Source organism: Marinobacter sp. CA1, from assembly GCF_020546665.1.
Taxonomy (GTDB): domain Bacteria; phylum Pseudomonadota; class Gammaproteobacteria; order Pseudomonadales; family Oleiphilaceae; genus Marinobacter; species Marinobacter xestospongiae.
The window spans coordinates 2,828,371-2,853,178 of the sequence record NZ_CP071785.1 but is presented as its reverse complement, the minus strand read 5'-3'; the positions used below and the strand labels follow the sequence as shown (position 1 = coordinate 2,853,178).

At 60.5% G+C, this 24,808-nt stretch carries 21 protein-coding genes and 4 tRNA genes; 16 read left to right on the top strand and 9 right to left on the bottom strand.

From position 1 onward, the window contains the following. Positions 1–66 precede the first annotated feature (66 nt). The 3 genes from ampD to J2887_RS13010 all read left to right on the top strand — a co-directional run bounded on the left by ampD (position 67) and on the right by J2887_RS13010 (position 3,829). Entirely contained in the window at positions 67–645 is a 579-nt protein-coding gene (gene ampD, locus J2887_RS13020) for a 1,6-anhydro-N-acetylmuramyl-L-alanine amidase AmpD (RefSeq protein ID WP_227171548.1), read from the top strand. Between the two features lie 4 nt (positions 646–649). Then, the gene (locus tag J2887_RS13015) at positions 650–1,537 is read left to right on the top strand and encodes a histidine kinase (protein ID WP_227171547.1); all 888 of its coding nucleotides are present in this window, start codon (positions 650–652) and stop codon (positions 1,535–1,537) included. A 264-nt stretch (positions 1,538–1,801) separates the two neighbouring features. Continuing rightward, positions 1,802–3,829, top strand: a complete 2,028-nt coding sequence (locus J2887_RS13010; RefSeq protein ID WP_227171546.1) for a methyl-accepting chemotaxis protein — start codon at positions 1,802–1,804, stop codon at positions 3,827–3,829. A gap of 20 nt (positions 3,830–3,849) precedes the next feature. Here J2887_RS13010 and J2887_RS13005 read toward each other — a convergent pair whose 3' ends face one another. The 3 genes from J2887_RS13005 to J2887_RS12995 are packed head-to-tail and all read right to left on the bottom strand — an operon-like array spanning position 3,850 to position 8,228. Further along, complete coding sequence (locus J2887_RS13005; protein ID WP_227171545.1) at positions 3,850–4,407, bottom strand: cob(I)yrinic acid a,c-diamide adenosyltransferase; 558 nt, start codon at positions 4,405–4,407, stop codon at positions 3,850–3,852. 26 nt (positions 4,408–4,433) lie between these two features. Beyond that, complete coding sequence (locus J2887_RS13000) at positions 4,434–5,372, bottom strand: ketopantoate reductase family protein (protein ID WP_227171544.1); 939 nt, start codon at positions 5,370–5,372, stop codon at positions 4,434–4,436. A gap of 3 nt (positions 5,373–5,375) precedes the next feature. After that, entirely contained in the window at positions 5,376–8,228 is a 2,853-nt protein-coding gene (locus J2887_RS12995; protein ID WP_227171543.1) for a valine--tRNA ligase, read from the bottom strand. Positions 8,229–8,384: 156 nt separating this feature from the next. On the opposite strand from J2887_RS12995, the gene J2887_RS12990 reads away from it, so the two are divergent. Further along, entirely contained in the window at positions 8,385–9,056 is a 672-nt protein-coding gene (locus J2887_RS12990; RefSeq protein WP_227171542.1) for an adenosylcobinamide amidohydrolase, read from the top strand. Between the two features lie 28 nt (positions 9,057–9,084). Here the strand turns inward: J2887_RS12990 and J2887_RS12985 are convergent, their stop codons facing one another. From J2887_RS12985 to J2887_RS12975, 3 genes are all read right to left on the bottom strand, one after another. After that, entirely contained in the window at positions 9,085–9,327 is a 243-nt protein-coding gene (locus J2887_RS12985) for a hypothetical protein (protein ID WP_227171541.1), read from the bottom strand. Positions 9,328–9,392: 65 nt separating this feature from the next. Next, entirely contained in the window at positions 9,393–9,869 is a 477-nt protein-coding gene (locus J2887_RS12980) for a DNA polymerase III subunit chi (protein ID WP_227171540.1), read from the bottom strand. Beyond that, positions 9,859–11,349, bottom strand: coding sequence for a leucyl aminopeptidase (locus tag J2887_RS12975; protein WP_227171539.1), 1,491 nt, complete (start codon positions 11,347–11,349; stop codon positions 9,859–9,861). Before J2887_RS12975 ends, J2887_RS12980 begins: the two co-directional genes overlap by 11 nt. Positions 11,350–11,649: 300 nt before the next feature. Here J2887_RS12975 and lptF point away from each other — a divergent pair, with 300 nt between their 5' ends. Together lptF and lptG are read left to right on the top strand one after the other, a co-directional pair. Continuing rightward, positions 11,650–12,753, top strand: coding sequence for an LPS export ABC transporter permease LptF (gene lptF / locus J2887_RS12970; protein WP_227171538.1), 1,104 nt, complete (start codon positions 11,650–11,652; stop codon positions 12,751–12,753). Continuing rightward, positions 12,746–13,807, top strand: a complete 1,062-nt coding sequence (gene lptG, locus J2887_RS12965) for an LPS export ABC transporter permease LptG (protein WP_227171537.1) — start codon at positions 12,746–12,748, stop codon at positions 13,805–13,807. The genes lptF and lptG overlap by 8 nt, the downstream gene beginning before the upstream one ends. Positions 13,808–13,829: 22 nt before the next feature. Here the strand turns inward: lptG and J2887_RS12960 are convergent, their stop codons facing one another. Further along, positions 13,830–14,369, bottom strand: a complete 540-nt coding sequence (locus J2887_RS12960) for an RDD family protein (RefSeq protein ID WP_227171536.1) — start codon at positions 14,367–14,369, stop codon at positions 13,830–13,832. Between the two features lie 272 nt (positions 14,370–14,641). Between J2887_RS12960 and alaS the strand changes: the two genes are divergently transcribed. From alaS to J2887_RS12925, 7 genes are all read left to right on the top strand, one after another. Then, positions 14,642–17,269, top strand: coding sequence for an alanine--tRNA ligase (gene alaS / locus J2887_RS12955; RefSeq protein WP_227171535.1), 2,628 nt, complete (start codon positions 14,642–14,644; stop codon positions 17,267–17,269). Between the two features lie 74 nt (positions 17,270–17,343). Next, positions 17,344–18,576, top strand: coding sequence for an aspartate kinase (locus J2887_RS12950; RefSeq protein WP_227171534.1), 1,233 nt, complete (start codon positions 17,344–17,346; stop codon positions 18,574–18,576). A 177-nt stretch (positions 18,577–18,753) separates the two neighbouring features. Then, a complete protein-coding gene (gene csrA / locus J2887_RS12945; RefSeq protein WP_227171533.1) occupies positions 18,754–18,951 on the top strand; it encodes a carbon storage regulator CsrA in 198 nt (65 codons plus the stop codon). 130 nt (positions 18,952–19,081) lie between these two features. Beyond that, positions 19,082–19,171: transfer RNA gene (locus J2887_RS12940), tRNA-Ser, on the top strand. Positions 19,172–19,233: 62 nt separating this feature from the next. Further along, positions 19,234–19,310: transfer RNA gene (locus tag J2887_RS12935), tRNA-Arg, on the top strand. Between the two features lie 71 nt (positions 19,311–19,381). Beyond that, positions 19,382–19,458, top strand: a tRNA-Arg gene (locus J2887_RS12930). A gap of 148 nt (positions 19,459–19,606) precedes the next feature. Beyond that, positions 19,607–19,683 (top strand) — tRNA-Arg (locus J2887_RS12925). A 52-nt stretch (positions 19,684–19,735) separates the two neighbouring features. Here the strand turns inward: J2887_RS12925 and J2887_RS12920 are convergent. Both J2887_RS12920 and J2887_RS12915 read right to left on the bottom strand, forming a co-directional pair. Then, positions 19,736–20,236 carry a CHRD domain-containing protein gene (locus J2887_RS12920; RefSeq protein ID WP_227171532.1) on the bottom strand — a complete coding sequence of 167 codons (501 nt, stop codon included), beginning with the start codon at positions 20,234–20,236 and terminating at the stop codon, positions 19,736–19,738. Positions 20,237–20,408: 172 nt separating this feature from the next. Further along, positions 20,409–20,945 carry a DUF2058 domain-containing protein gene (locus J2887_RS12915; protein WP_227171531.1) on the bottom strand — a complete coding sequence of 179 codons (537 nt, stop codon included), beginning with the start codon at positions 20,943–20,945 and terminating at the stop codon, positions 20,409–20,411. Positions 20,946–21,126: 181 nt separating this feature from the next. Here J2887_RS12915 and dbpA point away from each other — a divergent pair, with 181 nt between their 5' ends. The 3 genes from dbpA (at position 21,127) to oadA (ending at position 24,805) form a co-directional block, all read left to right on the top strand. Next, positions 21,127–22,500 carry an ATP-dependent RNA helicase DbpA gene (dbpA, locus tag J2887_RS12910; RefSeq protein WP_227171530.1) on the top strand — a complete coding sequence of 458 codons (1,374 nt, stop codon included), beginning with the start codon at positions 21,127–21,129 and terminating at the stop codon, positions 22,498–22,500. Positions 22,501–22,723: 223 nt separating this feature from the next. Next, complete coding sequence (locus tag J2887_RS12905) at positions 22,724–22,975, top strand: OadG family protein (RefSeq protein WP_227171529.1); 252 nt, start codon at positions 22,724–22,726, stop codon at positions 22,973–22,975. Between the two features lie 42 nt (positions 22,976–23,017). Beyond that, a complete protein-coding gene (gene oadA / locus J2887_RS12900) occupies positions 23,018–24,805 on the top strand; it encodes a sodium-extruding oxaloacetate decarboxylase subunit alpha (protein WP_227171528.1) in 1,788 nt (595 codons plus the stop codon). The last annotated feature ends 3 nt before the right edge of the window (positions 24,806–24,808 follow it).

Sequence of the window (24,808 nt, the reverse complement as noted above, 5' to 3'; positions counted from 1 at the left end):
TTCAATCAAGACTGATCCGCCCCTGATACTGACCGTGGACCAGCCTTGAACGCGATAACCCAAGATATGCCGGACGACTGCCTTCACCTGCGGTCCACCGGTCGACTCCCCGGGGCACGTTGGTGCCCGTCTCCCAACTTTGGTCCGCGCCCAGATGGTGCGGCTATCTCCCTGCTGGTTGTCCATAACATCAGCCTTCCTCCGGGGCAGTTCGGCGGCAACGCCATCGAGCAGTTCTTCTGCAATCAGCTGGACCCGGGCGAGCATCCCTATTTCGAAACCATTGCTGACCTGAAGGTATCGGCTCACGCGCTGATTCGCCGGGATGGTGAGCTGGTGCAGTTTGTCAGCCTGCTGGAGCGGGCTTGGCACGCCGGGCGTTCCAGCTTCCAGGGGCAACAGGAATGCAATGATTTTTCCATCGGTATTGAGTTGGAGGGCACCGATGAGTTGCCCTATACCGCCGCCCAGTATCAACGCCTGGCAATGGTGGCCCGCCAAATCATGACCGCCTGGCCGGCAATCACCACCGAACGCATCGCCGGTCATTGTGATGTGGCGCCGGGACGCAAGACCGATCCAGGGCCCGCGTTTGACTGGCCGCGTTTTCTGGCGGATCTGTCGGCTACGGATGGGGGAGTGTAAGCGTATGCCTTTGGTTATTTTCCTTTTGGCGTACCTGATCCGGCGACGCCTGGACATTACGGGCCGCCTGGACGGTGAGCAGGGTTTCTCTCAGCTCTGCCATCGCCTTGGTGGGCAGGCGCATCCGGCGGCAGGCAACTATCTGCCTGGATTGCTGGCGGTGGCGCTGGTGACGCTGCTGCTGTTCTATCTCGACTGGATGGCCACCTGGCAAGGATGGCCGGCGGTACTGTATCCCCTGGAGCTTGGGTTGCTGCTGGTGCTGATGGGCCTGCCTGGCTGGAAAGGCCGGCTGGAGGTGTACAGCGATGCCTGGCAGCGGGGGGACATGCAGGCGGCCTGGCATCACGTTCGCGATTGCCTGCCGGCCAGTGAGCGTGGTCAGGCCAGTTCCCCGGATCAGATGCACCGGTCGCTGTGCCATCGCTTCATGATGACCGTCTTCGAGCGCTATTTCCTGGTGGCGTTCTGGTTCGTGCTTGGTGGCATACCGCTGGCATTTCTTGCCCGCGCCCTAGTGGCGCTGCGGGATCACTGGCCGGATGCGGAAGCCCGGTCCCGCTTCAGTTTGTTGGTGGAGGTGATGGCCTGGTTGCCGGTGCGGTTGCTATCGCTGAGTTTTGGGGTTGCCGGGGATCTGTCGGGGTGGCTGCGCTCTGGCCGTCAGTATCTGGGCCGGCCAGCGGTGTCGGCATCTGCTGTACTGGCGGCGGGCGCCAGCAGTGCTCTGACTGGGTTTGCCCTCGACCCGCAGCGGTTCTCCGAGTTGCACCCCGATGAGTGGCTCCAGTTCGGCGGCCGCAGTCTTAAGGCCATCCGTGATCTGCTCAACCGCAGCATGCTGGTCTGGGTCTGCCTGTTGGCACTGCTGGTCATTATTGGCGTGGTGTAGTGGTTTGTATGGTGGTTTGTGCACTGGCCAGCAGCCAGCTAAAAAGAATGCACGCAGGATGGGTGCCGCCAGGATTGTCCTGGCTCAATTGCGCTTACGGTGCGGCTGGTATGCTGAACAACAGAAGTCATTGCTTTTCGCACTTATTACAGCAAATACAAAACTTTGTCGAAAATTTACAATGTATTTCGCTCAAGATCTGCGACAATCCGGCGATATACAAATAAATAACAATAATCCAGACACGCCCTGGGGAGTTAATTCGTGAAGAGACTCATCTTTCCTGCTGTCTCCCTGATGAACCGCCTGCCGATGTTCTACAAGTTCGGCCTCATCAGTATTCTCTTCCTGCTACCGATTGGTGGCCTTGCCTATCTGGTTGTCAGTGAGCTCAACCAATCCCTCGATACCCTGACCCGTGAACAGGAAGGCCTTGCCCAACTGCGTCAGGTCGACAGCCTGGTCGATGCGGCCTACCGCTTCCGGGATTTTCGCTCGGGCGGCAAGATCAAGAACGACGATGGCCTGCTTGCGCTGTCTGAAGAAGCCGCCGGCACCATTGATGAGGTGTTTGCCGGACTGCTTGCCAGTGACGTGCAGTTTGACGGTGACGGCGACTGGCGACAGCAGGTCACCGAACTGGAAGCGGCCTGGCGCCAGCTCCGCGAGGAAGACAGTTACCAGGGCAACATTGCGCCGCAGTTCAACTATTATCAGGAGTTTGTTCAGAAAGCGCGGGCGCTGTTGTCTGCAACCCTGGAGATCTCCGGACTGGGGCACGATGTTTCCCGCGAGAACCTGGCGCTGCTCAAGCTGGTGGAGGAGTCCACCCAGGACGCTCGCAGCGCCATGGGCAAGGCCCGGGCCTATGGGGCCTATGCCTTGATTGAAGGGCAGGTGGGCTATGCCCTCAGTGATGCCCTGAACGAAGTCTTCGACGAGCTCACCAACCGTCAGGCACTGCTGGGGCCGGTACTGAACGTGGCCACCAGTGCGTCGGACCAGTTGGCGGCTGAGGCCGAGTTGCTGGCTTCCGTCAGCAATGGCCTGACCGAAGTGCGGGATACGCTCGATACCAACGTCATCGTGCCGATGCGACTGGAGATGCCCTGGCGGGACTTCAACCAGGTGGTGGGGCGCCAGTTCCAGTCCATCGACCGTCTCCATGCCCGTATTTTCGACATAGTGGCAGGCAATCTCGAGCAGCGCCTGGCGGCGGAGCAGCGGCAACGAAACCTGATCTTCCTGGCGCTGGCCGCGGTGTTGCTGGTGGTGGTGTACCTCTACATTGGCTTCTTTGTTTCGGTACGGACGGCGATCAACCGCTTCAGCGACGCGGCCCGTACCGTGGCGGCCGGGGATATGACGGTGACCATCCGGCTCGACAACCGCGATGAACTGGGTGAGCTGACGTCCGAGTTCAACAACATGACCAGCAAGATGGCGGATCTGATCCGCTCGGTTTCTGCCACCACCAGCGACGTTGATCGTCAGGCCAGCCGGGTGCATGAAACCGCGACCATGAACAGCGAGGCGTCGGCGCGGCAGATGGATGAAACCACCCAGATCACCGATGCCATGCAGCAGATGGTCGGCGCGGTGCAGGAGGTGGCGGAGAGCGCCATGCGGGTGTCTGACAGCGCCGGCAGCGCCGAGCAGGATACTGAAATCGGGCGCCAGGTGGTGGCCGATACGGTCGAGACCATCAACCGCCTCGCCGGCGAGATCAACGGTGCGGTGGCGGTAATCAATCGGGTGTCTGAGGACAGTGGCAGCATCAGCCAGGTGCTGGTGGAGATCAAGGCCATTGCGGAGCAGACCAACCTGCTGGCTCTCAACGCCGCTATCGAGGCGGCCCGGGCGGGCGAGCAGGGACGTGGCTTTGCGGTTGTGGCGGATGAGGTTCGCTCGCTGTCCCAGCGCACCCACAAGTCGACGGAAGAGATCGAGGGGATGATTTCCCGGTTGCAGAACGGTGTCAAAGACGCCGTGGATGCCATGACCAACAGCCACGAAGTGACCGAGGCCACGGTGGCCAAGTCCTCGGAGGTGACCGAGGCACTGGATCGGATCACCCGGGGCATCGCGGCCATCGTCGATATGGGGCACCAGATTGCCCAGGCCGCTGAGGAACAGTCGGCGGTGACCAAGAACGTCAACGTCAACGTGGAGCAGATTGGCACCCTTGGCCAGCGCACGGCCGCCAACGCCGAGGAGACCCTGGGAGCCTCCCGCGAGATGTCTGATCTGACGGCATCCCTGCAGCGGCTGGTAGAGGCGTTTCGGGTCTGACTATAGACAATCCGTGCTCGTCAGAGCGCGGATTTTTTCTGCTCCCACAGAATCTCTTCGGCGCCCTCCCGTCGGGCCAGCACCCGGGCCATGACAAACAGCAGATCCGACAGCCGGTTCAGGTACTGCCGCGCTGCGCTGTTGATGGAATCCTCATGGCTTAGTGCCACCACCACCCTTTCCGCCCGTCGACATACCGCCCGGGCCATGTGGCACTGGGCCGCGGCCGGTGAACCTCCCGGAAGAATGAAGTTCTTCAGCGGGGGCAGGTCGGCGTTGTGTTCATCGAGGGTGTCTTCCAGCCATTGGATATGGTCTGCACCGATCACCTGGCTGCCGGGGATGGCAAATTCGCCGCCGAGATCAAACAGGTGGTGCTGGATTCGGCGCAGGGTCTCCAGCAGGGGATCGTTACTGTCCAGGCACTCGATCAGTAGCCCCAGATGGCAGTTCAGTTCGTCCGCAGTACCCATGGCTTCCACGCGTTGGGCATTCTTTGCAATCCGGTTGCCGTCGGCGAGACCGGTGGAGCCGTCATCGCCGGTGCGGGTGTAGATCTTGGACAGTCGGTTTCCCATGGTGTTGATCCTTTCTAGGTTGCAAATCAGCGGTTTGCCAGGTTTCTGACCTTCTCGGTCAGCATGGCGTTGACCGGGCAGGGCAGGCCCAGTGCCCGGCTGCGCCGGGTGACGTAGCCGTTGATGTAGTCGATTTCGGTGCGTCGTCCCTGCATTACGTCTGCGCACATCGAAGAGATGTTCCGGGCCGTTGCCTGGGCCACCTGTTCGATGGTGGCGCGCAGCTGGGCTGGCGGATCAGCCTCCAGGCCTTCGGCCGCCATCAGCACCGAGAGCTCCTGGCACAATCCATCAATATGGCGTTGGTACAGGGACTGCGACAGGATGTCGCCATTGCGACAGCCCAGCAGGGCAGTAAACGGGTTGATGCCCGCGTTGACCACCAGCTTCCGCCACAGCCGGGACTGGATATCGGCTTCCGGCTGGACTCTGAGAGGGCTGTGGGCCAGGCGTTGAGTGATGGCATCCAGATGCCTCTGGCCTGCCGGATTGATCGCGCCGATCCAGGTCTGGCCGAGGCCTGCATGCACCGTCAGGCCCGGTTCCGGACGGTTGGCGCCCTCGGTGGTGACCGCGGCCAGCACCGGGTGCGCCGGCCAAGCTTCGGCCACGGCCTGTTGGCTGCCAAGACCATTCTGGAACAGCACGATGGGCAGCGCTGGCGGTAACAGGGGAAGCTGTTCGGCCAGGGCATCCAGGGTCTGATGGGCTTTGGTGGTGACCAGTAGCAGTTCCGCCTGGCTGTCCTCAGCCGCGAGGCAGACGCTCACCGTGCGGAGCTGCTCGGGGCCGTCGACGGGCTGGAAACGGAAGGTGTCGGTGTCGGTGGGCTGTCCCGGTCGTGCCAGCAACCGGGTGGTGTCTGTGGGCAGTAATGCTGCCCACAGACGTCCCATGGCACCGGCCCCCAGGATCAGGATGCTGCCCTCCCCAGGGGAGAGCGCCTGGTGGCGCGGCGCCGGCATGGCTTACATCGCCTCGATGGCTTTACGCTGGTCGCTGAGACGGGTCAGGCTGCCCTGGGCGTCGCGGAGCTTCTCCTGCTCCTTCTCCACCACCTCGGCGGGCGCCTTGGCGGTGAACTTCTCATTGCCCAGTTTGCCTTCCAGACGGCCGATTTCCTTGTTGAGGCGCTCCAGCTCCTTGTCCAGGCGCGCCAGTTCGGCGGCCTTGTCGATCAGCCCGGCCATTGGCACCAGTACTTCCATCTCGCCCACCAGTTGGGTGGCGGACATGGGGGCTTCGGCACCGTCGAACCAGTCCAGGCTCTCCAGCTTGGCCAGGGAGATCAGGAACTGGCGGTTGTCGTTCATACGGCGCTGGTCTTCGGCACTGGTGCCCCGAAGCAGCACTGGAATCCGCTTGGCGGGGGAGATGTTCATCTCGCCACGAATGTTGCGCACGGCAATGATCACGCCCTTGAGCCATTCGATGTCGGCGGTCAGCGACTCATCCTTGCGGCTGCTGTCAGGCTGCGGGTAAGGCTGCAGCATGATGCTGTCGCCCTGTTTGCCCGCCAGGGGCGCAATGCGCTGCCAGATCTCTTCGGTGATGAACGGCATAATCGGATGCGCCAGCCGCAGCACGGCCTCCAGCACGCGCACCAGGGTACGACGGGTGCCGCGCTTGGCCTCGGCGCTGGCACTCTCGTCGTTCAGCGCCGGTTTGGACAGCTCCAGGTACCAGTCGCAGTACTCATTCCAGATGAACTCATAGAGCGCGTAGGCCGCCAGGTCGAAGCGGTATTGCTCCAGGTGACGGGCGACTTCCTGCTCGCAGTGCTGCAGTTCGCTGATGATCCAGCGATCCGCCAGCGACAGCTCCACCGGCTCGTCGTTGACGCCGCAGTCCTCGCCTTCGGTGTTCATCAGCACGTAGCGGGCCGCGTTCCACAGCTTGTTGCAGAAGTTGCGGTAGCCTTCCAGGCGCTTCATGTCCCAGTTGATGTCACGGCCGGTGGTGGCCATCGCCGCCAGGGTGAAGCGCAGGGCATCGGTGCCGTGGGCGGCAATGCCTTCCGGGAATTCCTTCTGGGTGCGCTTGCCAATCTTCTCGGCCAGCTGCGGCTGCATCATGTTGCCGGTGCGCTTCTCCAGCAGGGCGTCCAGGTCGATGCCGTCGATCATGTCCAGTGGGTCAAGTACGTTGCCCTTGGATTTGGACATCTTCTGGCCGTGCTCGTCGCGGATCAGGCCGGTGACGTAGACGGTCTTGAACGGAACCTGCGGGGTGCCGTCCTCGTTCTTCATGAAGTGCATGGTCATCATGATCATCCGGGCAACCCAGAAGAAGATGATGTCGAAGCCGGTCACCAGCACGTCAGTGGGGTGGAACGTTTTCAGGCGTTCGGTGATTTCCGGCCAGCCCAGGGTGCCGAAAGTCCACAGCGCGGAGGAGAACCAGGTGTCCAGCACGTCCTCGTCCTGGTTCAGTTCCAGGTCGGCGGCCAGGTTGTATTTCTCGCGTACCGAGGCTTCGTCGCGACCGACGTAGATGTTGCCGTCGGCGTCGTACCAGGCCGGGATGCGGTGTCCCCACCACAGCTGACGGGAAATACACCAGTCCTGGATATCGCGCATCCAGGAGAAGTACATGTTCTCGTACTGCTTGGGCACGAACTCGATGCGGCCGTCTTCCACCGCCTCGATGGCGGGCTTGGCCAGGGTCTTGGCATCGGCGAACCACTGATCGGTCAGCATCGGCTCGATGATCAGGCCGGAACGGTCGCCGCGGGGAACGCTGAGCACATGGTCTTCCACCTGTTCCAGCAAGCTGGCAGCTTCCAGGTCAGCGACGATCAGCTTGCGGGCTTCCTCCCGGGTTTTGTCTGCGTAGGCCGCTGGCAGAGTGCCGTCGATCTCGTCATTGGTGCTGCCATCAGAATTGAACACCTCGGCGACGGAGCGGATGTTGGCGTCCTGGGTCATGACGTTGATCATCGGCAGCTCGTTGCGCTTGCCGACGGCGTAGTCATTGAAGTCGTGGGCCGGGGTGATCTTCACGCAGCCGCTGCCTTTTTCCGGATCGGCATGGTGGTCGGCCACGATGGGAATCTCACGGTTGACCAGAGGCAGCAGTACCTTCTGGCCAATCAGGTGTTGGTAGCGCTCATCATCCGGGTGGACGGCGACGGCGGTGTCACCCAGCATGGTTTCCGGACGGGTGGTGGCAACCACCAGGTAGTCCTTGCCGTCCTGGGTGGTGGCACCATTGGCCAGCGGGTAACGCAGGTGCCAGAAGTGCCCCTTTTCTTCCTTGTTTTCCACTTCCAGGTCAGAGATGGCGGTGTGCAGTTTCGGGTCCCAGTTCACCAGCCGCTTGCCGCGGTAGATCAGGCCGTCATCGTAAAGACGCACAAACACTTCCTGAACCGCCTTGTAGAAGCCGTCGTCCATGGTGAAGCGTTCGTGGTCCCAGTCCACGGAGTTGCCAAGGCGGCGCATCTGGCCGGTGATGGTGCCGCCAGAGTGCTCTTTCCAGTCCCAGATGCGCTTGATGAACTCATCCCGGCCCAGATCGTGGCGGGTTTTCTCTTCCTCGACGGCCAGTTTGCGTTCCACCACCATCTGGGTCGCAATGCCGGCATGGTCCGTTCCTACCTGCCAGAGGGTATTATTGCCCTGCATGCGCTTGTAACGGGTCAGCGTGTCCATAATGGTGTGCTGGAACGCATGACCCATGTGCAGGCTGCCGGTGACATTGGGAGGCGGAATCATGAGGGTGTAGGGATTACCCTCACCGGAAGGGCGGAAGTAACCTTTGGATTCCCAGTTCTCGTACCACTGGCGCTCGATGTTTTCTGGCTGGTAGGTTTTTTCCATGGGCTGTGCTGATGACCGCGTTGGTTGGTGAAAATCGAAAGTTTGAAGGCCGCAATTATACATGCTCTGGAAGGGTGCGGCGAACCCTCCGGAGGGCGCCTCTGTCGTCAGCAGGTGGTCGTTGTGATCGTTACGTCAGGACAGAGGAGAAAGTCGTTGCTGGAGCTGGATGATCTGGGCGGGGCCGCCATTCGGCCCTCGATGGGTGAGCGTCATCTTTACCTCGGATTTGACCGGCCGCGGCCGTGCCTGAGTTCGGCGCCGTTGAACGGTGGTTTCCAGGTCGTTGACCAGGTGCTGAACCTGCACGTAAGCGGTCAGCCGGTGGCGGAAGCTCCCGACGTCTCGTTGCAGGCCTACGCCACGGCGGCGGGGTGGCCGGGCACCACGGTGGGGATGATGACCGCCGCGCGGCCAGACTCTCTGCGCCACCGGCATTGTCGCTACCATCGGGAAAGCCTGGCGTTGTGGCTGACCTGTGGTCTGGACAATGCCCGCCGGGCCGGCGATCCCCATGACTGGCAGGGCGAGCTGGCGCCACCGCCGGGCACCATCAACACGGTGCTGGTCACCAGTCTGACCCTGAGCCCGGCTACCATGGTGGAACTGATGATGGTGCTCACCGAAGCCAAATGCGCAACCTTGCAGAAACTGGGCATAACCAGCCCGGTGTCTGGCCTGCTCGCCACGGGCACCGGGACCGATGCAACAGTGATTGTCGCCGGTCACGGTGGGGAGGAGCGTTGGGCCGGCAAGCACACCCTGCTGGGCGAACGCTCGGCCCAATTGATGATGGCGGCGCTGGAGGCGTCAATCAGTAACTGTTAGAACTCCGCCCGCTCGTGCGTGATCGGGGTCAGTCCTCGTCATCCCATTGGGGCCAGTTACCGCGACAGAACTGAATGATATCGCTGGTAGACGCAAAGCCCACGACCTGGCAGTAATCGTGAATGGGGTCTTTGCTGTCGTAAGTGAGCCATTGCCGGTTCTCCCAAAACATCAGGTCCAGTTGACCCAAGCCATTAGGAAACCGAATGGCGGTGAGATACAGCCCTTCGAAAAAGGGCTCTCCTTGTTTCCAGTCGATGTTTTTGTTCATCTTTGCAGCCTGGGTTTTTGAATACAGTTTTCCGGGTGGTAGATGGCTCGTTTCGCTGATTCCCACTATCGCTTTCGAAAATCATGCACCTGCGGTTCGATGCCCAGCGCCCTTAGCTGCTTGAAATGGGAGCGGGCCTGGTTGAGGACGGCGGGGTCGTTGTGGGCCACCAGGGCCAGGCGTTTGAAGCGGTCGGCGTCGGCGGGGAGGGTGGCTGACAGCACCACCACGGTGTCCCAGTCTTCGGCGACGGGCGGGCACAGCAGGATGCCCACCGGGTCGGTACAGGTGGTGGCGGTGTCCGGTACGATGCTGTGGGGGATGAAGGCGTCCGGGTTGAACTGCCACAGCAGGTCGTCGAGGTCCTGGGCCTGCTGGCTGCTGTCGCAGACGATGCAGACCCGGTCCCCCTGTTGCCAGGCCTTGTCCACCAGCCGCACCGCGTGGAGATTGCGGGCGGCGGGTGTGTTCTTGACGAGGATGTGGAACCAGTAGGCCTGGTTCCGTTCACCCTGGTGCTGGTTGTCGGAATCAGCCGGCATGGGACATCAGGTAGTCGACCAGCAGCGGCACCGGTCGGCCGGATGAGCCCTTGGCCTTGCCGGAGTGCCAGGCGGTACCGGCGATGTCCAGGTGGGCCCAGCGGTACTCCTTGGTGAATCGGGACAGGAAGCAGGCGGCGGTGATGGTGCCCGCCGGACGACCACCAATGTTCTGCATGTCGGCAAAGTTGCTGTCCAGCTGGGCCTGGTACTCATCCCACAGCGGCAGGCGCCAGGCGCGGTCACAGGCGCGTTCGCCGGAGGCCAGCAGTTCGTTGGCCAGGGCGTCGTCGTTGCTCAGCAGGCCGGTGGCGTGGTTACCCAGCGCGATGATGCAGGCGCCGGTCAGGGTGGCCAGGTCGATCACGGTCTCCGGATCAAAACGTTTGACGTAGGTAAGGGCGTCACACAGCACCAGACGGCCCTCGGCGTCGGTATTGAGGATCTCCACAGTCTGGCCGGACATCGAGGTGACAATGTCCCCGGGACGGGTGGCGCCGCCATCCGGCATGTTTTCCGCCGCGGCGATCACCGCAACCACGTTGATCTTGGGCTGGGTTTCCGCCAGCACCCGCATGGCACCAAAGACAGAGGCGGAACCGCCCATGTCGTATTTCATCTCGTCCATGCCTTCGCCGGGCTTGAGGCTGATGCCGCCGCTGTCAAAGGTGATGCCCTTGCCAACCAGAACGTGGGGCTTGTCCTTGGCCTTGCCACCACGGTATTCCATCACGATCAGGCGGGCGGGCTGCTTGCTGCCGGCCGCCACGGACAGCAGGGTGTTCATGCCCAGCTTCTTCATTTCCTTCTCGTCCAGGATTTCGGTCTTGATGTTGCCGAAGTCCTTGGCGAGCTTCTCGGCCTGCTTGGCCAGCCAGGTCGGATGGCAGATATTGGGCGGGGTATTACCCAGGTCGCGGGTGAAATTCATGCCGCGCCCGGTGGCCAGGCCGAGTTCAAAGGCGCTCTTGAGGGCCTTGGTGGTTGCCGAAGCGCTGACCGTCACCTTTTTCAGTTTGCGTGGCTTGGGCTTCTCACTCTTGTAATCGTGGAATGTGTAGAGCTGGTCTTCCAGGGTTCGGCCAATCAGGCTCAGGCGTCCGGCCTCGGAGCTGGTCTGGTCGTCACCGGTGGTTGCGCTGTCAGCTAGGGCGAGCAGAACGTTGCCGGCGGCACCGTCCTTGAGCTGCCCCACAGCGGCGATCAGCGCCTTACGGTAGTTGGTGGGATTGCGATCCGCATCCTTGCCGCTGCCGACCACCAGAACCCGAGGCCAGGGCTGGCCGCTCACCGGAATCATCAGCGTGGTGGCATTGCGGCCGCTGATGTCGCCACTCTTGACCAGCTGCTTGAGCAGACCGCCCAGTGCTTCATCAACCTGCTGGGTGGATTCCGGCCAGTCTCCCTGTTCGGGTACGGCGACCACAACGCAGTCTGCTTTACTACTGGATACGGCTTTACTGCTCAGCGTGAAATTCATGACAACTCCTGAGTGTGTTTTGGGGCTTCATTTCCCTCGATGGATAGACCCTAACCTTAGGGTGGCGCGGGCAATTATCAAGGGATGCGCGACCGATACCCGGCCGGTGCCTGGCGGGGAGGCGGTGCGGCTCTGTCATTCGTCGATCAGGTTACATAGAATACCCGACAATTTCTCCGTTGCCTTGGGAGTCTCTGATTTTGAGGCTCCTTTATTCCGGATCTGGCCGCTGGACAGCGTGTGCAGGGGCGGTTCGGAATTGATCAGAGGCCCCCTAGTTTCCGGCCAGAAGAGACTGTCTTGAGCATCGTTTTCCGTTACCTCACCCGTCAAGTGATGATCAGCATGCTGGCGGTGTCCGGCATTCTGTTGCTGGTGTTTATGAGTGGGCGCTTCATCAAGTACCTGGCCGATGCGGCCCAGGGGGAACTGGCCGGTGATGTGCTGTTCCAGATCATGGCCTACCGTTTCCCCGGCTTTCTCGAGCTGATCCTGCCGCTGGGCTACTTCATTGGCATTCTGCTGGCCTATGGCCGCATGTATCTGGAAAGCGAGATGACGGTGCTGTTCGCCTGCGGGGTCAGTGATCGTCAGGTGCTCAAGCAGACGCTGATCGGCAGCGGCCTGGTGATGCTGGCCGTGGGCGCCATGAGCCTGTACGTCTCGCCCTGGGGTATGGAGCAGGTGGAGCGTATCTTCAATGAACAGCGCAAAGCCACCGAGTTCGAGATGCTGGCGCCGGGCCGGTTCCAGGACCTGTCGTCCGGTGAGCGGGTGACCTACACCGAGGCGTTGAGCGACGACAAGCGTCAGCTGCAGGGCGTGTTCATTGCCGAGATTTCCCGGGATAAGCCGGGCATCAGCATTGTGACCGCCGAGGTGGGATCTCAGTTGGTGGACAGCGAAACCGGAAGCCGCTTCCTGATTCTGGAGGAGGGCGCGCGCTATGAGGGGGTGCCGGGGCAGCTGGATTATCAGGTCACCACCTTCGATGCCTATGGTCTCAAGGTGCTGGCTGGTGATGCCCGGGACCGGGAACTGGAAGAGGCGGTCAGTACCCTGGAGTTGATGGCGTCGGATCGTCCCGAGGATCGGGCGATGCTGCACTGGCGCTTCTCGTTGCCGCTGATTGTGCCCATCGTGACTCTGCTGGCGGTGCGGCTGAGCCGGGTCAACCCCCGCCAGGGCCGGTTCTTCCATCTGTTGCCGGCCATGCTGGTGTACATCCTGTATCTTGGCTTGCTGATCGTGGCGCGGGACGCCCTGGCGGACGGCAAGGTGCCGGAATGGATTGGCATGCTCTGGGTACACGCCCTGTTCCTGGCGCTGGGACTGTGGCTGCAGTTCGGGCCGGCCTGGCTCCATCGCCGGCGGTTGACCCGGGAGGGCGCGCGCCATGCGTAAGCTCGACCGCTATGTGATGCGGACCGTCGGCGGCGCCATGCTGCTGGTGATGATGGTGGTGCTGTCGCTGGATCTGATCTTCGCCTTCATCGCCGAGCTCGATGATGCGGAAGCCGATTACCAGACCCTGCAGGCTCTGCTGTACGTGTTCATGACGCTGCCGCGCCGGATCTACGATTATTTGCCATTGGGTGCCTTCATGGGGTGCCTGGTGGGGCTGGGGGCCATGGCCAGTTCGTCGGAGCTGACGGTGATCCGGGCGGCGGGGGTGTCGATTCGCCGTATCATCTGGTCGGCGATGAAGCCGACGTTGCTGGTGGTGGTGATTGGCCTGCTGATTGGTGAATACGTGGCGCCGCCGTTCGAACGCATGGCTCAGAGCCAGAAAGCGGTGGCCCAGGGCGCCGGCAGTAACATCGCGTCGGCGCGGGGGATCTGGCACCGGGAAGGCGATACCTTCATTCACCTCAACGCGGTGCAGCCCAACGGCGTACTGCACGGGGTCTCACTGTTCCGTTTCACCGACCGGCGCAGCATGGTCACGGCCACGTTTGCCGAGCGGGCGATTCACCAGGGTGATCACTGGCTGCTGCAGAATGCGGTGACCACGCGTTTTCATCCCCAGAATACCGAGCGGGAGGCGCACCAGCAGCTGCGCTGGGATACCGGGCTGTCGCCAGAGGTGTTGAGTGTACTCATCGTCAAACCGGAGAATCTGTCGATGTCCGGTCTGTTTACCTACGCGTCCTACCTTGATCAGCAGGAGCTGAGTTCGGCGAGTTACTGGCTGGCGTTCTGGAAAAAGGTGCTGATGCCGGTGGGCACGGCGGTGATGGTGCTGGTGGCCATCTCGTTTGTGTTCGGCCCCCTGCGTTCTGTCACCATGGGGTTCCGGGTGTTCACCGGTCTGATTGTCGGGTTGCTGTTCAAGTACATGCAGGATCTGTTGGGGCCGATGAGTCTGGTATTCGGCTTCGACCCCATTCTGGCCATTCTGGTGCCGATCCTGATTAACGCGGTGGTGGGGGTGTTGCTGATGCGGCGTGCCGGGTAGCGACCCAGCTCGCCGATGATGACTATTTTTTCTTGTCGGGATTCGGCACCCGGACCACCTGGGTTTTCGAGACCCGATCCACCAAAGATTCTCCCCGGAACGGCCAGAACACCAGGCCCACGGCGGGCGCCAGGATGATCAGGCTCCAGCTGCCCCAGTGGTACAGGCAGAGCAGGGCGCCAAACAGGGCGACGGCGGCCATCATGAAGCGCTTCAGGGACTGGCTCCAGCTGATAGAGATGCCGTTGAGATTCTGCACCCGGATGCGCCAGACCTGCATGCCCAGGGTCTGTCCGGAGCGGGTCCAGAAGTAACCAAAGAACAGGTACAGCACCACGAACAGCAGGCTGCTGAGTACCGGATCGGCCTCCAGGGTACCCGCTTCCATCTTCGCCTCATACTGGTCGAACCCCATCACCCAGGCCGCCACCAGGGTGTAAAGCCAGGTAGTCACCATCAACACCGCAATGCAGATCAGCCCGTCATAGATGATGGCCAGCAACCGGCGGGTCAGGGTGGCCGGTGGCAGCAGAATGTCCTCGTCGTGAAAGCGGCGTGGCATCGAATACTCCTGGATTGTGGTTTCGCCCCGCCGTGGTGCCGGTGACCCGGGACCGCTGCGGGAGACATGGAATCAGGGCGAGAGTATACCTTGCCGAATCATTCCCCGCTCGCGGTGATGAATCCGTTTTTCCGCTGTTCAGCCTATGCTAGAGTAGCGGATTTGCGCCGCCGGACGTCGGCCTTCCCAGGGCCTTTTTGCTGTTCCGGCGACGCTATCAGGAATGAATCTTATTCATCGAACGGCTGATACGTGGACCAGGGCACTTCTCTATGAAAACCGCAGCGTTGCGACAGGCATTTTTTGACTTCTTCCAACAACAGGGACACACCGTGGTACCCAGCAGTTCGCTGGTGCCTGCCGACGATCCCACGTTGCTGTTCACCAATGCCGGCATGAACCAGTTCAAGGACGTCTTCCTTGGCCGGGAGCAGCGCGATTACAGCCGGGCCACCACCGCCCAGAAGTGTGTGCGGGCCGGCGGCAAGCACAACGATCTCGAAAATGTGGGCTACACCGCCCGTCACCACACCTTCTTTGAAATGCTGGGCAATTTCAGCTTCGGTGACTACTTCAAGCGTGAGGCGATCAACTTTGCCTGGACCTTCCTCACCGGTGATCAGTGGCTGAAACTGCCAAAAGACAAGCTCTGGGTAACCGTTTACGCCTCCGACGACGAGGCCTTTGATATCTGGAGCAAGGAAATGGGCGTGCCGGAGGAGCGGATCATCCGCATCGGCGACAACAAGGGCGCGCCCTATGCCTCTGACAACTTCTGGCAGATGGGGGACACCGGTCCCTGTGGTCCCTGCACCGAGATCTTCTACGACCATGGTCCGAACGTTGCCGGTGGACCCCCCGGCAGCCCGGAGGAAGACGGCGATCGCTACATCGAAATCTGGAACGTGGTGTTCATGCAGTACAACCGCACCGCCGAGGGCGAAATGCTGCCGCTGCCCAAGCCGTCTGTCGATACCGGCATGGGTCTGGAGCGGATTGCCGCTGTACTCCAGGGGGTTCACAGCAATTACGAAATTGATCTGTTCGAGGACCTGCTGAAAGCCGCGTCTGAGATTCTTGGCGGCGTGGCCACCACCGAAGCGTCTCTGCGGGTGGTGGCGGATCACATCCGTTCCTGCTCCTTCCTGATCGCCGATGGTGTGATGCCGTCCAACGAAGGTCGCGGCTTTGTACTGCGTCGCATCATTCGTCGTGCGGCCCGTCACGGCAACAAGCTGGGTGCTCAGGGTAACTTCTTCCACAAGCTGGTACCGGCGCTGGTGTCGTTGATGGGTGAAGCCTACCCGGAACTTGCGCGCACCCAGGCCCAGATCGAACGGGTGCTGCTGCAGGAAGAAGAGCAGTTTGCCAAAACCCTCGACAAGGGCCTGCGCCTGCTGGAGCAGGATATTGCAGACCTTGAGGGAACGGTCATTCCGGGCAAGACCATCTTTACCCTGTACGACACCTACGGCTTTCCGGTGGACCTGACCAACGACATTGCCCGCGAGCGCGGCCTGACCCTGGACTACGACGGCTATGAAGCCGCCATGAACGACCAGCGTGAACGTGCGCGGGCTGCCAGCAAGTTTGGTATCGACTACAACGCCGGCCTGCAGCTTGAAGGCAAGACCGAGTTCTCCGGCTACGAGCGGGTGGATGGCCACGAAACCATTCGCACCGTCATCGTCGATGGCGAGGAAAAGCCGGCCCAGGCAGGTGACGAGGCCATTGTAGTGCTTGAGAAAACCCCGTTTTACGCCGAGTCCGGTGGCCAGGTGGGCGATACCGGCCTGCTGACCTGGAGTGGCGGCCGGTTCCAGGTTGCTGACACCCGTAAGGAAGGTGATCACCATATCCACATCGGTACGGTGATTGAGGGTGAGCTGTTCCCGGGGTTGGAAGTGGATGCCCGGGTGGATCACGTTCGCCGCCAGGCCACGGCCCTAAACCATTCCGCAACGCACCTGCTGCATGCGGCGTTGCGCAAGGTGTTGGGCGAGCATGTGACCCAGAAAGGCTCACTGGTTGATCCGGACAAGCTGCGGTTCGACTTTTCCCACTTTGAGGCGGTGTCCGCCGACGAGCTGAAAGAGATCGAGCGTGAGGTCAATCAGCAGATCCTGGCCAACACCGCGGTCGAAACCGACATCACAGACATGGAAAGCGCCCAGGAAAAAGGCGCCATGGCGCTGTTCGGTGAGAAGTACGGCGACACCGTGCGGGTGTTGAGCATGGGGACCGATCGCTACTCGGTGGAGCTGTGTGGCGGAACCCACGTTGCCCGTACCGGCGATATTGGTCTGCTGAAGATTGTCTCCGAAGGTGGCATTTCATCTGGCGTCCGTCGAATTGAGGCCGTTACCGGTTTTAATGCGCTGGCCTGGGTGGATCAGACTGAAGAGAAGCTGAAAGAGGCGGCCCAGCTGGTGAAAGGCGGCCGGGATTCGGTGATCGACAAGGTCCAGGCCACGGTAGAACGTAACCGTCAGCTGGAGAAAGAACTCGATCAGCTCAAGGCCAAGCTCGCCAGCTCTGCTGGCTCCGACCTGGCGGCATCGGCCGTTGAGGTGGGTGGTCTCAAGGTCGTGGCGGCAGAGCTGGAAGGGGCCGACCGCAAGGCGCTGATGGAAACCGCAGACCAGCTCAAGAACAAGCTGGGTGAGGGCGTTGTGGTGCTGGCCAGTGTCGAGGATGGCAAGGTGACCCTGGTAGCGGGGGTGACCAAGTCCGCTACCGGTCGCGTGAAGGCGGGTGACCTGATGAAGCACCTTGCTGCCCAGGTGGATGGCAAGGGTGGCGGTCGTCCGGATATGGCCCAGGGTGGCGGTAATGACCCCGCCAAGCTGCCGGCCGCGCTGGAAGGTGTTGCGGCCTGGGTTGAGCAGACAATTGCCTGACCACTTGGCGCAGTGAATACAGGTTGACGGCACTGGGTGTCCGTCGTGGGTGGTGATAGCAAGACGGAAGAAAAATGGCTCTTTTGGTTCAGAAGTTCGGTGGTACCTCGGTCGGCACTACCGAGAGAATAGAGGCGGTGGCAGAGAAGGTCTGCCGGTTCCGTAAAGAAGGTCACGATGTCGTGGTGGTGGTTTCCGCCATGAGTGGTGAGACCAATCGCCTGATTGGGCTGGCCAGCGACATCATGGAAGAACCGACGCCGCGGGAAATGGACGTGCTGGTGTCTACTGGCGAGCAGGTCACCATTGCACTGCTGTCCATGGCTCTGCAGAAACGTGGCTGTGAGGCCCGTTCCTATACTGGCAGCCAGGTTCGCATTCTGACCGACAGCACCCACACCAAAGCGCGTATCCGCCAGATTGACGAGCAGCGGATGCGGGAAGACCTGGACGCAGGTCGCGTGGTGGTGGTGGCTGGATTCCAGGGCACCGACGAGCACGGCAATATCACCACGTTGGGCCGGGGTGGTTCCGATACCACTGCGGTTGCTCTGGCAGCGGCGCTGAAGGCGGATGAATGCCAGATCTACACCGATGTGGACGGGGTGTACACCACCGATCCGCGGGTTGTGGACAGTGCCCGTCGCCTGGACCGTATTACCTTTGAAGAAATGATTGAGATGGCGAGCCTGGGCTCCAAGGTGCTCCAGATTCGCTCCGTGGAATTCGCGGGCAAGTACAATGTGCCGCTGCGTGTCCTGTCCAGTTTCCAGGACGGTGGTGGAACCCTGATTACTCTTGAGGATGACGACGTCATGGAACAACCGGTTGTTTCCGGCATAGCCTTTAATCGTGATGAAGCCAAGCTGACCATCTCGGGCGTTCCCGACACCCCGGGCAGCGCTGTGGGTATCCTGAAACCGGTCAGCGACGCCAACATCGATGTTGACATGATCGTCCAGAACGTGGGCGCCGACAATCGCACCGACTTCACCTTCACGGTACATCGTGGCGACTTCAAACGCGCCAACGACGTGCTGGAACGGGTGGCTGCCGAGCTGGGTGCCCGGGAAGTCAGTGGTGACAACAAGATCGCCAAAGTGAGCATTGTTGGTGTGGGAATGAAGTCTCATGCCGGGGTAGCGACTACAATGTTTGAGGCGCTGTCCCATGAAGGCATCAATATCCAGATGATCTCAACATCTGAAATTAAAATTTCTGTAGTAATTGATGAGAAGTATCTTGAGCTTGCGGTTCGCGCCCTGCATAGTGCGTTTGAACTGGATAAGCCTGAGGGCGAGGCCTGATCCGACATTCGTGTGGGGTCCGGCCGCAGTGGAATAACAAGGGTTGAATTCCTGGTCTGGAAAGGCGGGAATCACGTATAAGTGGTTGTTCGCCTTTCAAACGATGAGTTTGCCCACTATAACTTATATAAAGTGATATTCGTCGGAACTGGTAGCTCTGAAAAGGGAGTAAAGGACATGTTGATTTTGACTCGCCGAGTTGGCGAAACCCTGATGGTCGGTGATGAGGTCACCGTGACGGTACTGGGGGTTAAGGGGAATCAGGTACGCATTGGTGTGAACGCTCCGAAAGAAGTGGCAGTACACCGTGAAGAGATTTACCAGCGTATCCAGAGTGAGAAAACAGACTCTGATGAGCCGAACGGCAATCGCTAGCCAGCTCTAAAAAGGCCGCTCGAGGGAAACCTGAGCGGCCTTTTTCTTTGTCTGGGAAACGAATTTAAAAAAATTTTGCGTCAACCCTATGAAAACAAAAATTTCGTGGTAGTATACGCCCCGTTCTCAAGGAGAGGTGGGTGAGTGGCTGAAACCAGTTCCCTGCTAAGGAACCATACGCGTTAGCGTATCGAGGGTTCGAATCCCTCCCTCTCCGCCATTTTCTTTTGCGGAAGAAAAGTTGAGGCAGTTGGTTTAGCACCCAACAGGTTTTTGATATCGGCGGCTGTAGCTCAGCTGGATAGAGTACCTGGCTACGAACCAGGCGGTCGGAGGTTCGAATCCTCCCAGCCGCGCCAATATCAAACACCGAAGCTTGGCGCACGCAGTGTGCTGAGGAACGTCGGAGCAACGCGACGACACAGTTTTAGCGGCTGTAGCTCAGCTGGATAGAGTACCTGGCTACGAACCAGGCGGTCGGAGGTTCGAATCCTCCCAGCCGCGCCAAATCAGAGACGCCTCATTAGCGAGTAAGCGCGGTAATGAGGCGTTTTCTTTTTCAAGAAGAAAAAGAAGCGAAACAGAGCCAGGATCGGTTCGAAGGCGGCGCACCAAGGCGTTGCCAGGCATCAGGAAAGGCCACCACCAAGTGTTAGCGGCTGTAGCTCAGCTGGATAGAGTACCTGGCTACGAACCAGGCGGTCGGAGGTTCGAATCCTCCCAGCCGCGCCAGATCAAACAAAAAACCCCGCCGTGAGCGGGGTTTTTTGTTTTCAGCGTCCGTTTACATCCCGTGGTCATGCTCTGCCGCTTGCAGTTGCCCGCGAATGGCGCCCGCAGGGTATTCCGGGTTGTGAACGTTGATGTAGAACTGCTGCGGATTCTCCAGAATCCGTTTCACGATGCCGGCTTCTCCGGTCGGAAATTTACCCTTCTCGCCTTCGGTCAGACAGTCTGCGGCATCGCCATCTTCAGGCCCTGCCAGCATGGCTATGGGGCTGCCATTGCTGCCGGCAGCGGCTTCATGGATGTGTGCGGCCATGCCGTCTCCTACAGGAACTGTCTGGATATCAGACACCTGCAGCACGTAGCAGAGCGTGGTTGGGTCGCCGTCAACGCCAAAGACGTGGGCGTGCCCATGGCCATCGGCGTCTCCCATCGTGCCTACCAGATGGTCGGCAGAGAGTTGGGTGGACACTACGTGGTTGGTATGGCCTGCAAAGGCTGTGCTGCTGATAAGCAGGGAGCCAAGTGCGATGACGGTGTTCACGGATTTCGGGCTCATGGCGGAGTCTCCTGGTCGACTATTTTTATGAACTACCTAGGGAGATTCGTTTCAGGCGGCGGCTTGGATGCAGAAGATTGAAAAGAAATTTGCAGGGGGCTGTCGGGCAGGTGGGAGAGAAGATGGCAAGGGCGCAGATCAGGGGGGGTTGCGCCCGTGTCATGAAGCGTGCTTACCACATCAGATCGTCAGGGATCTCGTAGCCGGCGTAGGGATCGTCTTCATTGGTATCGTTGGCGTTGCGGTCGTGCAGTACCAGAACGGCCTGTTCATCCCGTTCCATGATTTTGCGGGCGACGCCCTCGGCGACCACTTCGTAGCCGTCGTTCAGTTTCACAATGGCAAGACGGCCGCGGGAGAGCTGGTCCACCATCTGCGCATCCACCAGAATCTTCTTGATCTTCTTGCCATCGACAAACTGGTACTCCTCTTCGCCCCTGGCACGATCCAGTCGATTGGTTTCGATCAGTTGGCGAATCTGGGCCTGGATGGCTTTGCGTTCAGCTTCCTGTTGCCGCTGCTGGTTCAGCTGGCGGTCCCGTTCCGCTTTCTCTTTCCGGGCCTGTTCGACCCGTTGCTGGGCCTCATTGACCGGCTGGCTGCCTTTGGGTTGCTGCTTGCGCTGTTTGCGTTTTTCCTGGCGTATGGACTTGGCTTTCTTTTCATCTGCCAGACCCGCCTTCATCAGTTGCTCTTGAAGTGATGCCATGAGGTGCTCCGTCGATCACAATCCAGACTAAATTGCTGCAATCCGATAGTATACGGCCTGGGGAGCCCGGGATTAAGAAGACTCTGTTTGACGGGGCTCTGATGAACTCCGAAACGTTCCTGTTCTTCCGACCAGACTCCCGGCCCGCATCCATCTCACTTGTTACAGGCTTCCTTTATATATGTCTTCCTTTGCTGATCTTGGCTTGTCCGCCGCCATGCAATCCAACCTGAAGGATCTGGGTTACCAGCAGCCCACGCCGATCCAGGCGGCGGCGTTGCCTCCGGCTCTGGCCGGACGCGACCTGATCGCTACCGCCAAGACCGGCAGTGGCAAGACCGCGGCGTTTGGGCTGCCACTGATCGCCGGCCTCAATCCGCGTCAGTTCGCCGTCCAGGGGCTGGTGTTGTGCCCGACCCGGGAGCTGGCGGACCAGGTCGCCAAGGCGCTGCGCCAGTTCGCCCGCGCCAAGGGGAACGTCAAGGTGCTGTTGTTGTGTGGTGGCGTGGCGATTGGTCCGCAAATCGGCTCGCTGGCCCATGGGGCCCACCTGGTGGTCGGCACGCCAGGGCGGGTTGAGGACCATCTGCGCAAGGGCACGCTGGATCTGGGGCAATTGAAAACGCTGGTACTGGATGAAGCCGATCGCATGCTCGATATGGGCTTTCTGGAGAGCATTGAGTCGATCCTAAAGCAGACGCCGCCAAAGCGTCAGACCCTGCTGTTCTCAGCCACCTGGCCGGAAGACATTCGGGGGCTGAGTCAGCGCTTCCAGAAGGAGCCGGAGGATGTTCGGGTGGTGGACCAGGAGTCGGCGCCGGATATCGAAGAGCAGTTCTACGAGATCGCCGCGAATCAGCAGGCCGATGCCCTGGCGGCGGTGTTGTCCCGGCACAGACCCAACGGCTGCATTGCCTTCTGTACAACCCGGCAGCAGTGCGATGAATTGACAGATGAGCTGAGGGCCCGAGGGTTTACCGCCCAGGCCCTGCACGGCGACCTCGAGCAGAAGGAGCGCGATCTGGTTCTGGCGCGGTTCCGCAACCGCAGTGCCACCATCCTGCTGGCCACCGACGTCGCCGCGCGGGGATTGGACATCGCGTCATTGCCGCTGGTGGTCAATGTTGAGCCGGCCCGCAATGGCGATGTTCATACCCACCGCATTGGGCGGACCGGTCGGGCAGGGGAGGCGGGTGTCGCCGTGACCTTCTGCACCCCGGCCCAGCGCGGCCGGCTGGAGCGGTTGATGGATCAGCGGGCGACAGCGCTGGCGTGGGGGGACACCGCAGCATTGCTGATAGTGAAGGATCGGCCGTTGCCGGCCGCGATGCGGACGCTGTGCATTGCCGCGGGCCGCAAACAGAAGGTGCGTCCGGGGGATGTGCTTGGCGCCCTGACCGGCGATGCGGGCCTGCCGGGCAAATCGGTGGGCAAGATTGACGTCTTCGAGTTTCAGTGTCTGGTGGCGGTGGAAGCGGAGTTGGCGAAGAAGGCTCTGGCCGCCCTTGAAAAAGGCCGTATCAAGGGACGCAAGATCCCTGTGCGGTTGGTCTGAATCATTTGGGATATCCTGCGCTTAGCGGTTCCCGGGGCAGTGGCGAGTGGCACGTCTGGCGCGGGGGTTGGCCCGTTTGCAACGGCCCTTTAGGTTGCTCCCTATACAGGAAACCGGTAAATTACGCGGGATTTTGCCCCCCGAAATGGCCCATTGGGCCACACCTATTGGAGAGAGGGTGTTCGGGGAAAATCAATCCCAACAATACAGGTAGTTATTCGCTATGGATAACCTGATGTCACAAGCCGCAGACCTGATGATCGCCGGCATGGGGTTTGTCTTCGCGTTCCTGGTAGTACTGGTGTTCGCGACCCTGCTGATGTCCAAGATCATCTCGCGGTTCATGCCACCCGAGCCGGCCACCCCGGTACGCACACCCCGTGCAAAGCCTTCAGCCCCCGAGTCAGTAGACCCTGATACCGCTGAAGCGATCAAAAAGGCGATTGCACAATTCCGCTCACGCCACAAAAAGTGATCCGGAAGACGAATTAGAACCTTTAAACAGAAGGCCGACACGATGACAGACACAAAGAAACCGTTGGGGATCACGGACGTTATCCTGCGTGATGCCCACCAGTCCCTGCTGGCTACCCGCATGCGCCTCGACGACATGCTGCCAATTGCCGAGAAGCTCGACAAGGTTGGCTTCTGGTCCCTGGAATCTTGGGGCGGCGCGACGTTTGACGCCTGCATCCGTTACCTGGGCGAGGACCCCTGGGAGCGCATTCGCGAGCTGAAGAAAGCGATGCCCAACACCCCTCAGCAGATGCTGCTGCGTGGTCAGAACCTGCTGGGCTACCGCCATTACGCCGACGATGTGGTTGAGCGCTTTGTGGATCGTGCCGCCGAAAACGGTGTTGACGTATTCCGTATCTTCGATGCGATGAACGATCCCCGTAACCTGGATACCGCCATCAAGGCCGTTCGCAAGACCGGCAAGCATGCCCAGGGTACTATTTCCTACACCACCAGCCCGGTCCACACCGTTGAAATGTGGGTGGATCTGGCCAAAGAAGTCGCGGCCATGGGCGCGGACTCTATTGCCATCAAGGACATGGCCGGTCTGTTGAAGCCCTACGTGGCTTACGATCTGGTCAGTCGTCTGAAGAAAGAGCTGGATATTCCGATTCACATGCAGTGTCATGCGACCACCGGCATGTCCACCGCCACTGCCATCAAGGCAGCGGAGGCAGGGATCGACAACGTCGATACCGCGATCTCCTCCATGTCCATGACCTATGGTCACTCACCCACAGAAGCCGTCGTCGCGATCCTCGAAGGCACTGAGCGTGACACCGGACTGGACCTGCATCTGCTGGAAGACATTGCTGGCTACTTCCGCGAAGTGCGTAAGAAGTACGCCAAGTTTGAAGGCAGCCTGAGAGGGGTGGATTCCCGCATTCTGACCGCTCAGGTGCCGGGTGGCATGCTGACCAACATGGAAAGCCAGCTGCGCGAGCAGAACGCCATCAGCAAATTTGACGATGTTCTCGCGGAGATTCCCAAGGTCCGTGAAGATCTGGGCTTCATCCCGCTGGTGACTCCGACCTCCCAGATCGTTGGTACCCAGGCGGTACTGAACGTGCTGACGGGCGAGCGCTACAAGTCCATTTCCAAGGAAACGTCCGCAATCCTGAAAGGGGAGTATGGTTCAGCCCCGGCGCCGTTCAACAAGGAACTGCAGGAGCGTGTTCTGGATGGTAAGGAGCCGGTGACCTGTCGCCCGGCGGACCTGCTTGAGCCGGAAATGGACAAGCTGACCGATGAGCTGAAGCAGATTTCCGGTGACAAGGGCTTCAAGCTGGCAGATCAGGCTGTGGACGATGTTCTGACCTACGCGTTGTTCCCGCAGATTGGCCTGAAGTTCCTGGAAAACCGTGGCAACCCGGATGCGTTCGAGCCGGTTCCGACCGCCGAAGACGCCGCGCCGGCGAAGAAAGCTTCCGGCCCCGAAACCTACACCGTCAACGTCAACGGCAAGGAATACGTGGTGGCGGTCTCTGAGGGTGGTGAAATCACCCAGATTCAGGGTCAGGGTGGTGCGGTTGCCGCGCCGGCCGCTGGTGCTGCGGCAGCTGCTCCGGTAGGTGGTGGTGAGCCGGTTCTGGCGCCACTGGGCGGTAACATCTTCAAGGTGCTGGTATCTCCGGGCGAAGCCGTGGAAGAGGGTGACGTATTGATTATCCTCGAAGCCATGAAGATGGAAACTGAGGTGCGCGCACCGAAAGCCGGGACCATCGGCGAAGTCTTCATCAAGGTCGGTGATGCCGTTGCTGTTGATGATGAAATGCTGACAATCGCATAAGGG

Bases quoted from the DNA above. Each gene is read 5' to 3' on its own strand.
- ampD (WP_227171548.1), top strand. From the start codon at position 67: ATGCCGGACGACTGCCTTCACCTGCGGTCCACCGGTCGACTCCCCGGG.
- J2887_RS13015 (WP_227171547.1), top strand. From the start codon at position 650: ATGCCTTTGGTTATTTTCCTTTTGGCGTACCTGATCCGGCGACGCCTG.
- J2887_RS13005 (WP_227171545.1), bottom strand. From the start codon at position 4,407: ATGGGAAACCGACTGTCCAAGATCTACACCCGCACCGGCGATGACGGC.
- J2887_RS13000 (WP_227171544.1), bottom strand. From the start codon at position 5,372: ATGCCGGCGCCGCGCCACCAGGCGCTCTCCCCTGGGGAGGGCAGCATC.
- J2887_RS12995 (WP_227171543.1), bottom strand. From the start codon at position 8,228: ATGGAAAAAACCTACCAGCCAGAAAACATCGAGCGCCAGTGGTACGAG.
- J2887_RS12985 (WP_227171541.1), bottom strand. From the start codon at position 9,327: ATGAACAAAAACATCGACTGGAAACAAGGAGAGCCCTTTTTCGAAGGG.
- J2887_RS12980 (WP_227171540.1), bottom strand. From the start codon at position 9,869: ATGCCGGCTGATTCCGACAACCAGCACCAGGGTGAACGGAACCAGGCC.
- J2887_RS12975 (WP_227171539.1), bottom strand. From the start codon at position 11,349: ATGAATTTCACGCTGAGCAGTAAAGCCGTATCCAGTAGTAAAGCAGAC.
- lptG (WP_227171537.1), top strand. From the start codon at position 12,746: ATGCGTAAGCTCGACCGCTATGTGATGCGGACCGTCGGCGGCGCCATG.
- J2887_RS12960 (WP_227171536.1), bottom strand. From the start codon at position 14,369: ATGCCACGCCGCTTTCACGACGAGGACATTCTGCTGCCACCGGCCACC.
- alaS (WP_227171535.1), top strand. From the start codon at position 14,642: ATGAAAACCGCAGCGTTGCGACAGGCATTTTTTGACTTCTTCCAACAA.
- J2887_RS12950 (WP_227171534.1), top strand. From the start codon at position 17,344: ATGGCTCTTTTGGTTCAGAAGTTCGGTGGTACCTCGGTCGGCACTACC.
- csrA (WP_227171533.1), top strand. From the start codon at position 18,754: ATGTTGATTTTGACTCGCCGAGTTGGCGAAACCCTGATGGTCGGTGAT.
- J2887_RS12920 (WP_227171532.1), bottom strand. From the start codon at position 20,236: ATGAGCCCGAAATCCGTGAACACCGTCATCGCACTTGGCTCCCTGCTT.
- J2887_RS12915 (WP_227171531.1), bottom strand. From the start codon at position 20,945: ATGGCATCACTTCAAGAGCAACTGATGAAGGCGGGTCTGGCAGATGAA.
- dbpA (WP_227171530.1), top strand. From the start codon at position 21,127: ATGTCTTCCTTTGCTGATCTTGGCTTGTCCGCCGCCATGCAATCCAAC.
- J2887_RS12905 (WP_227171529.1), top strand. From the start codon at position 22,724: ATGGATAACCTGATGTCACAAGCCGCAGACCTGATGATCGCCGGCATG.
- oadA (WP_227171528.1), top strand. From the start codon at position 23,018: ATGACAGACACAAAGAAACCGTTGGGGATCACGGACGTTATCCTGCGT.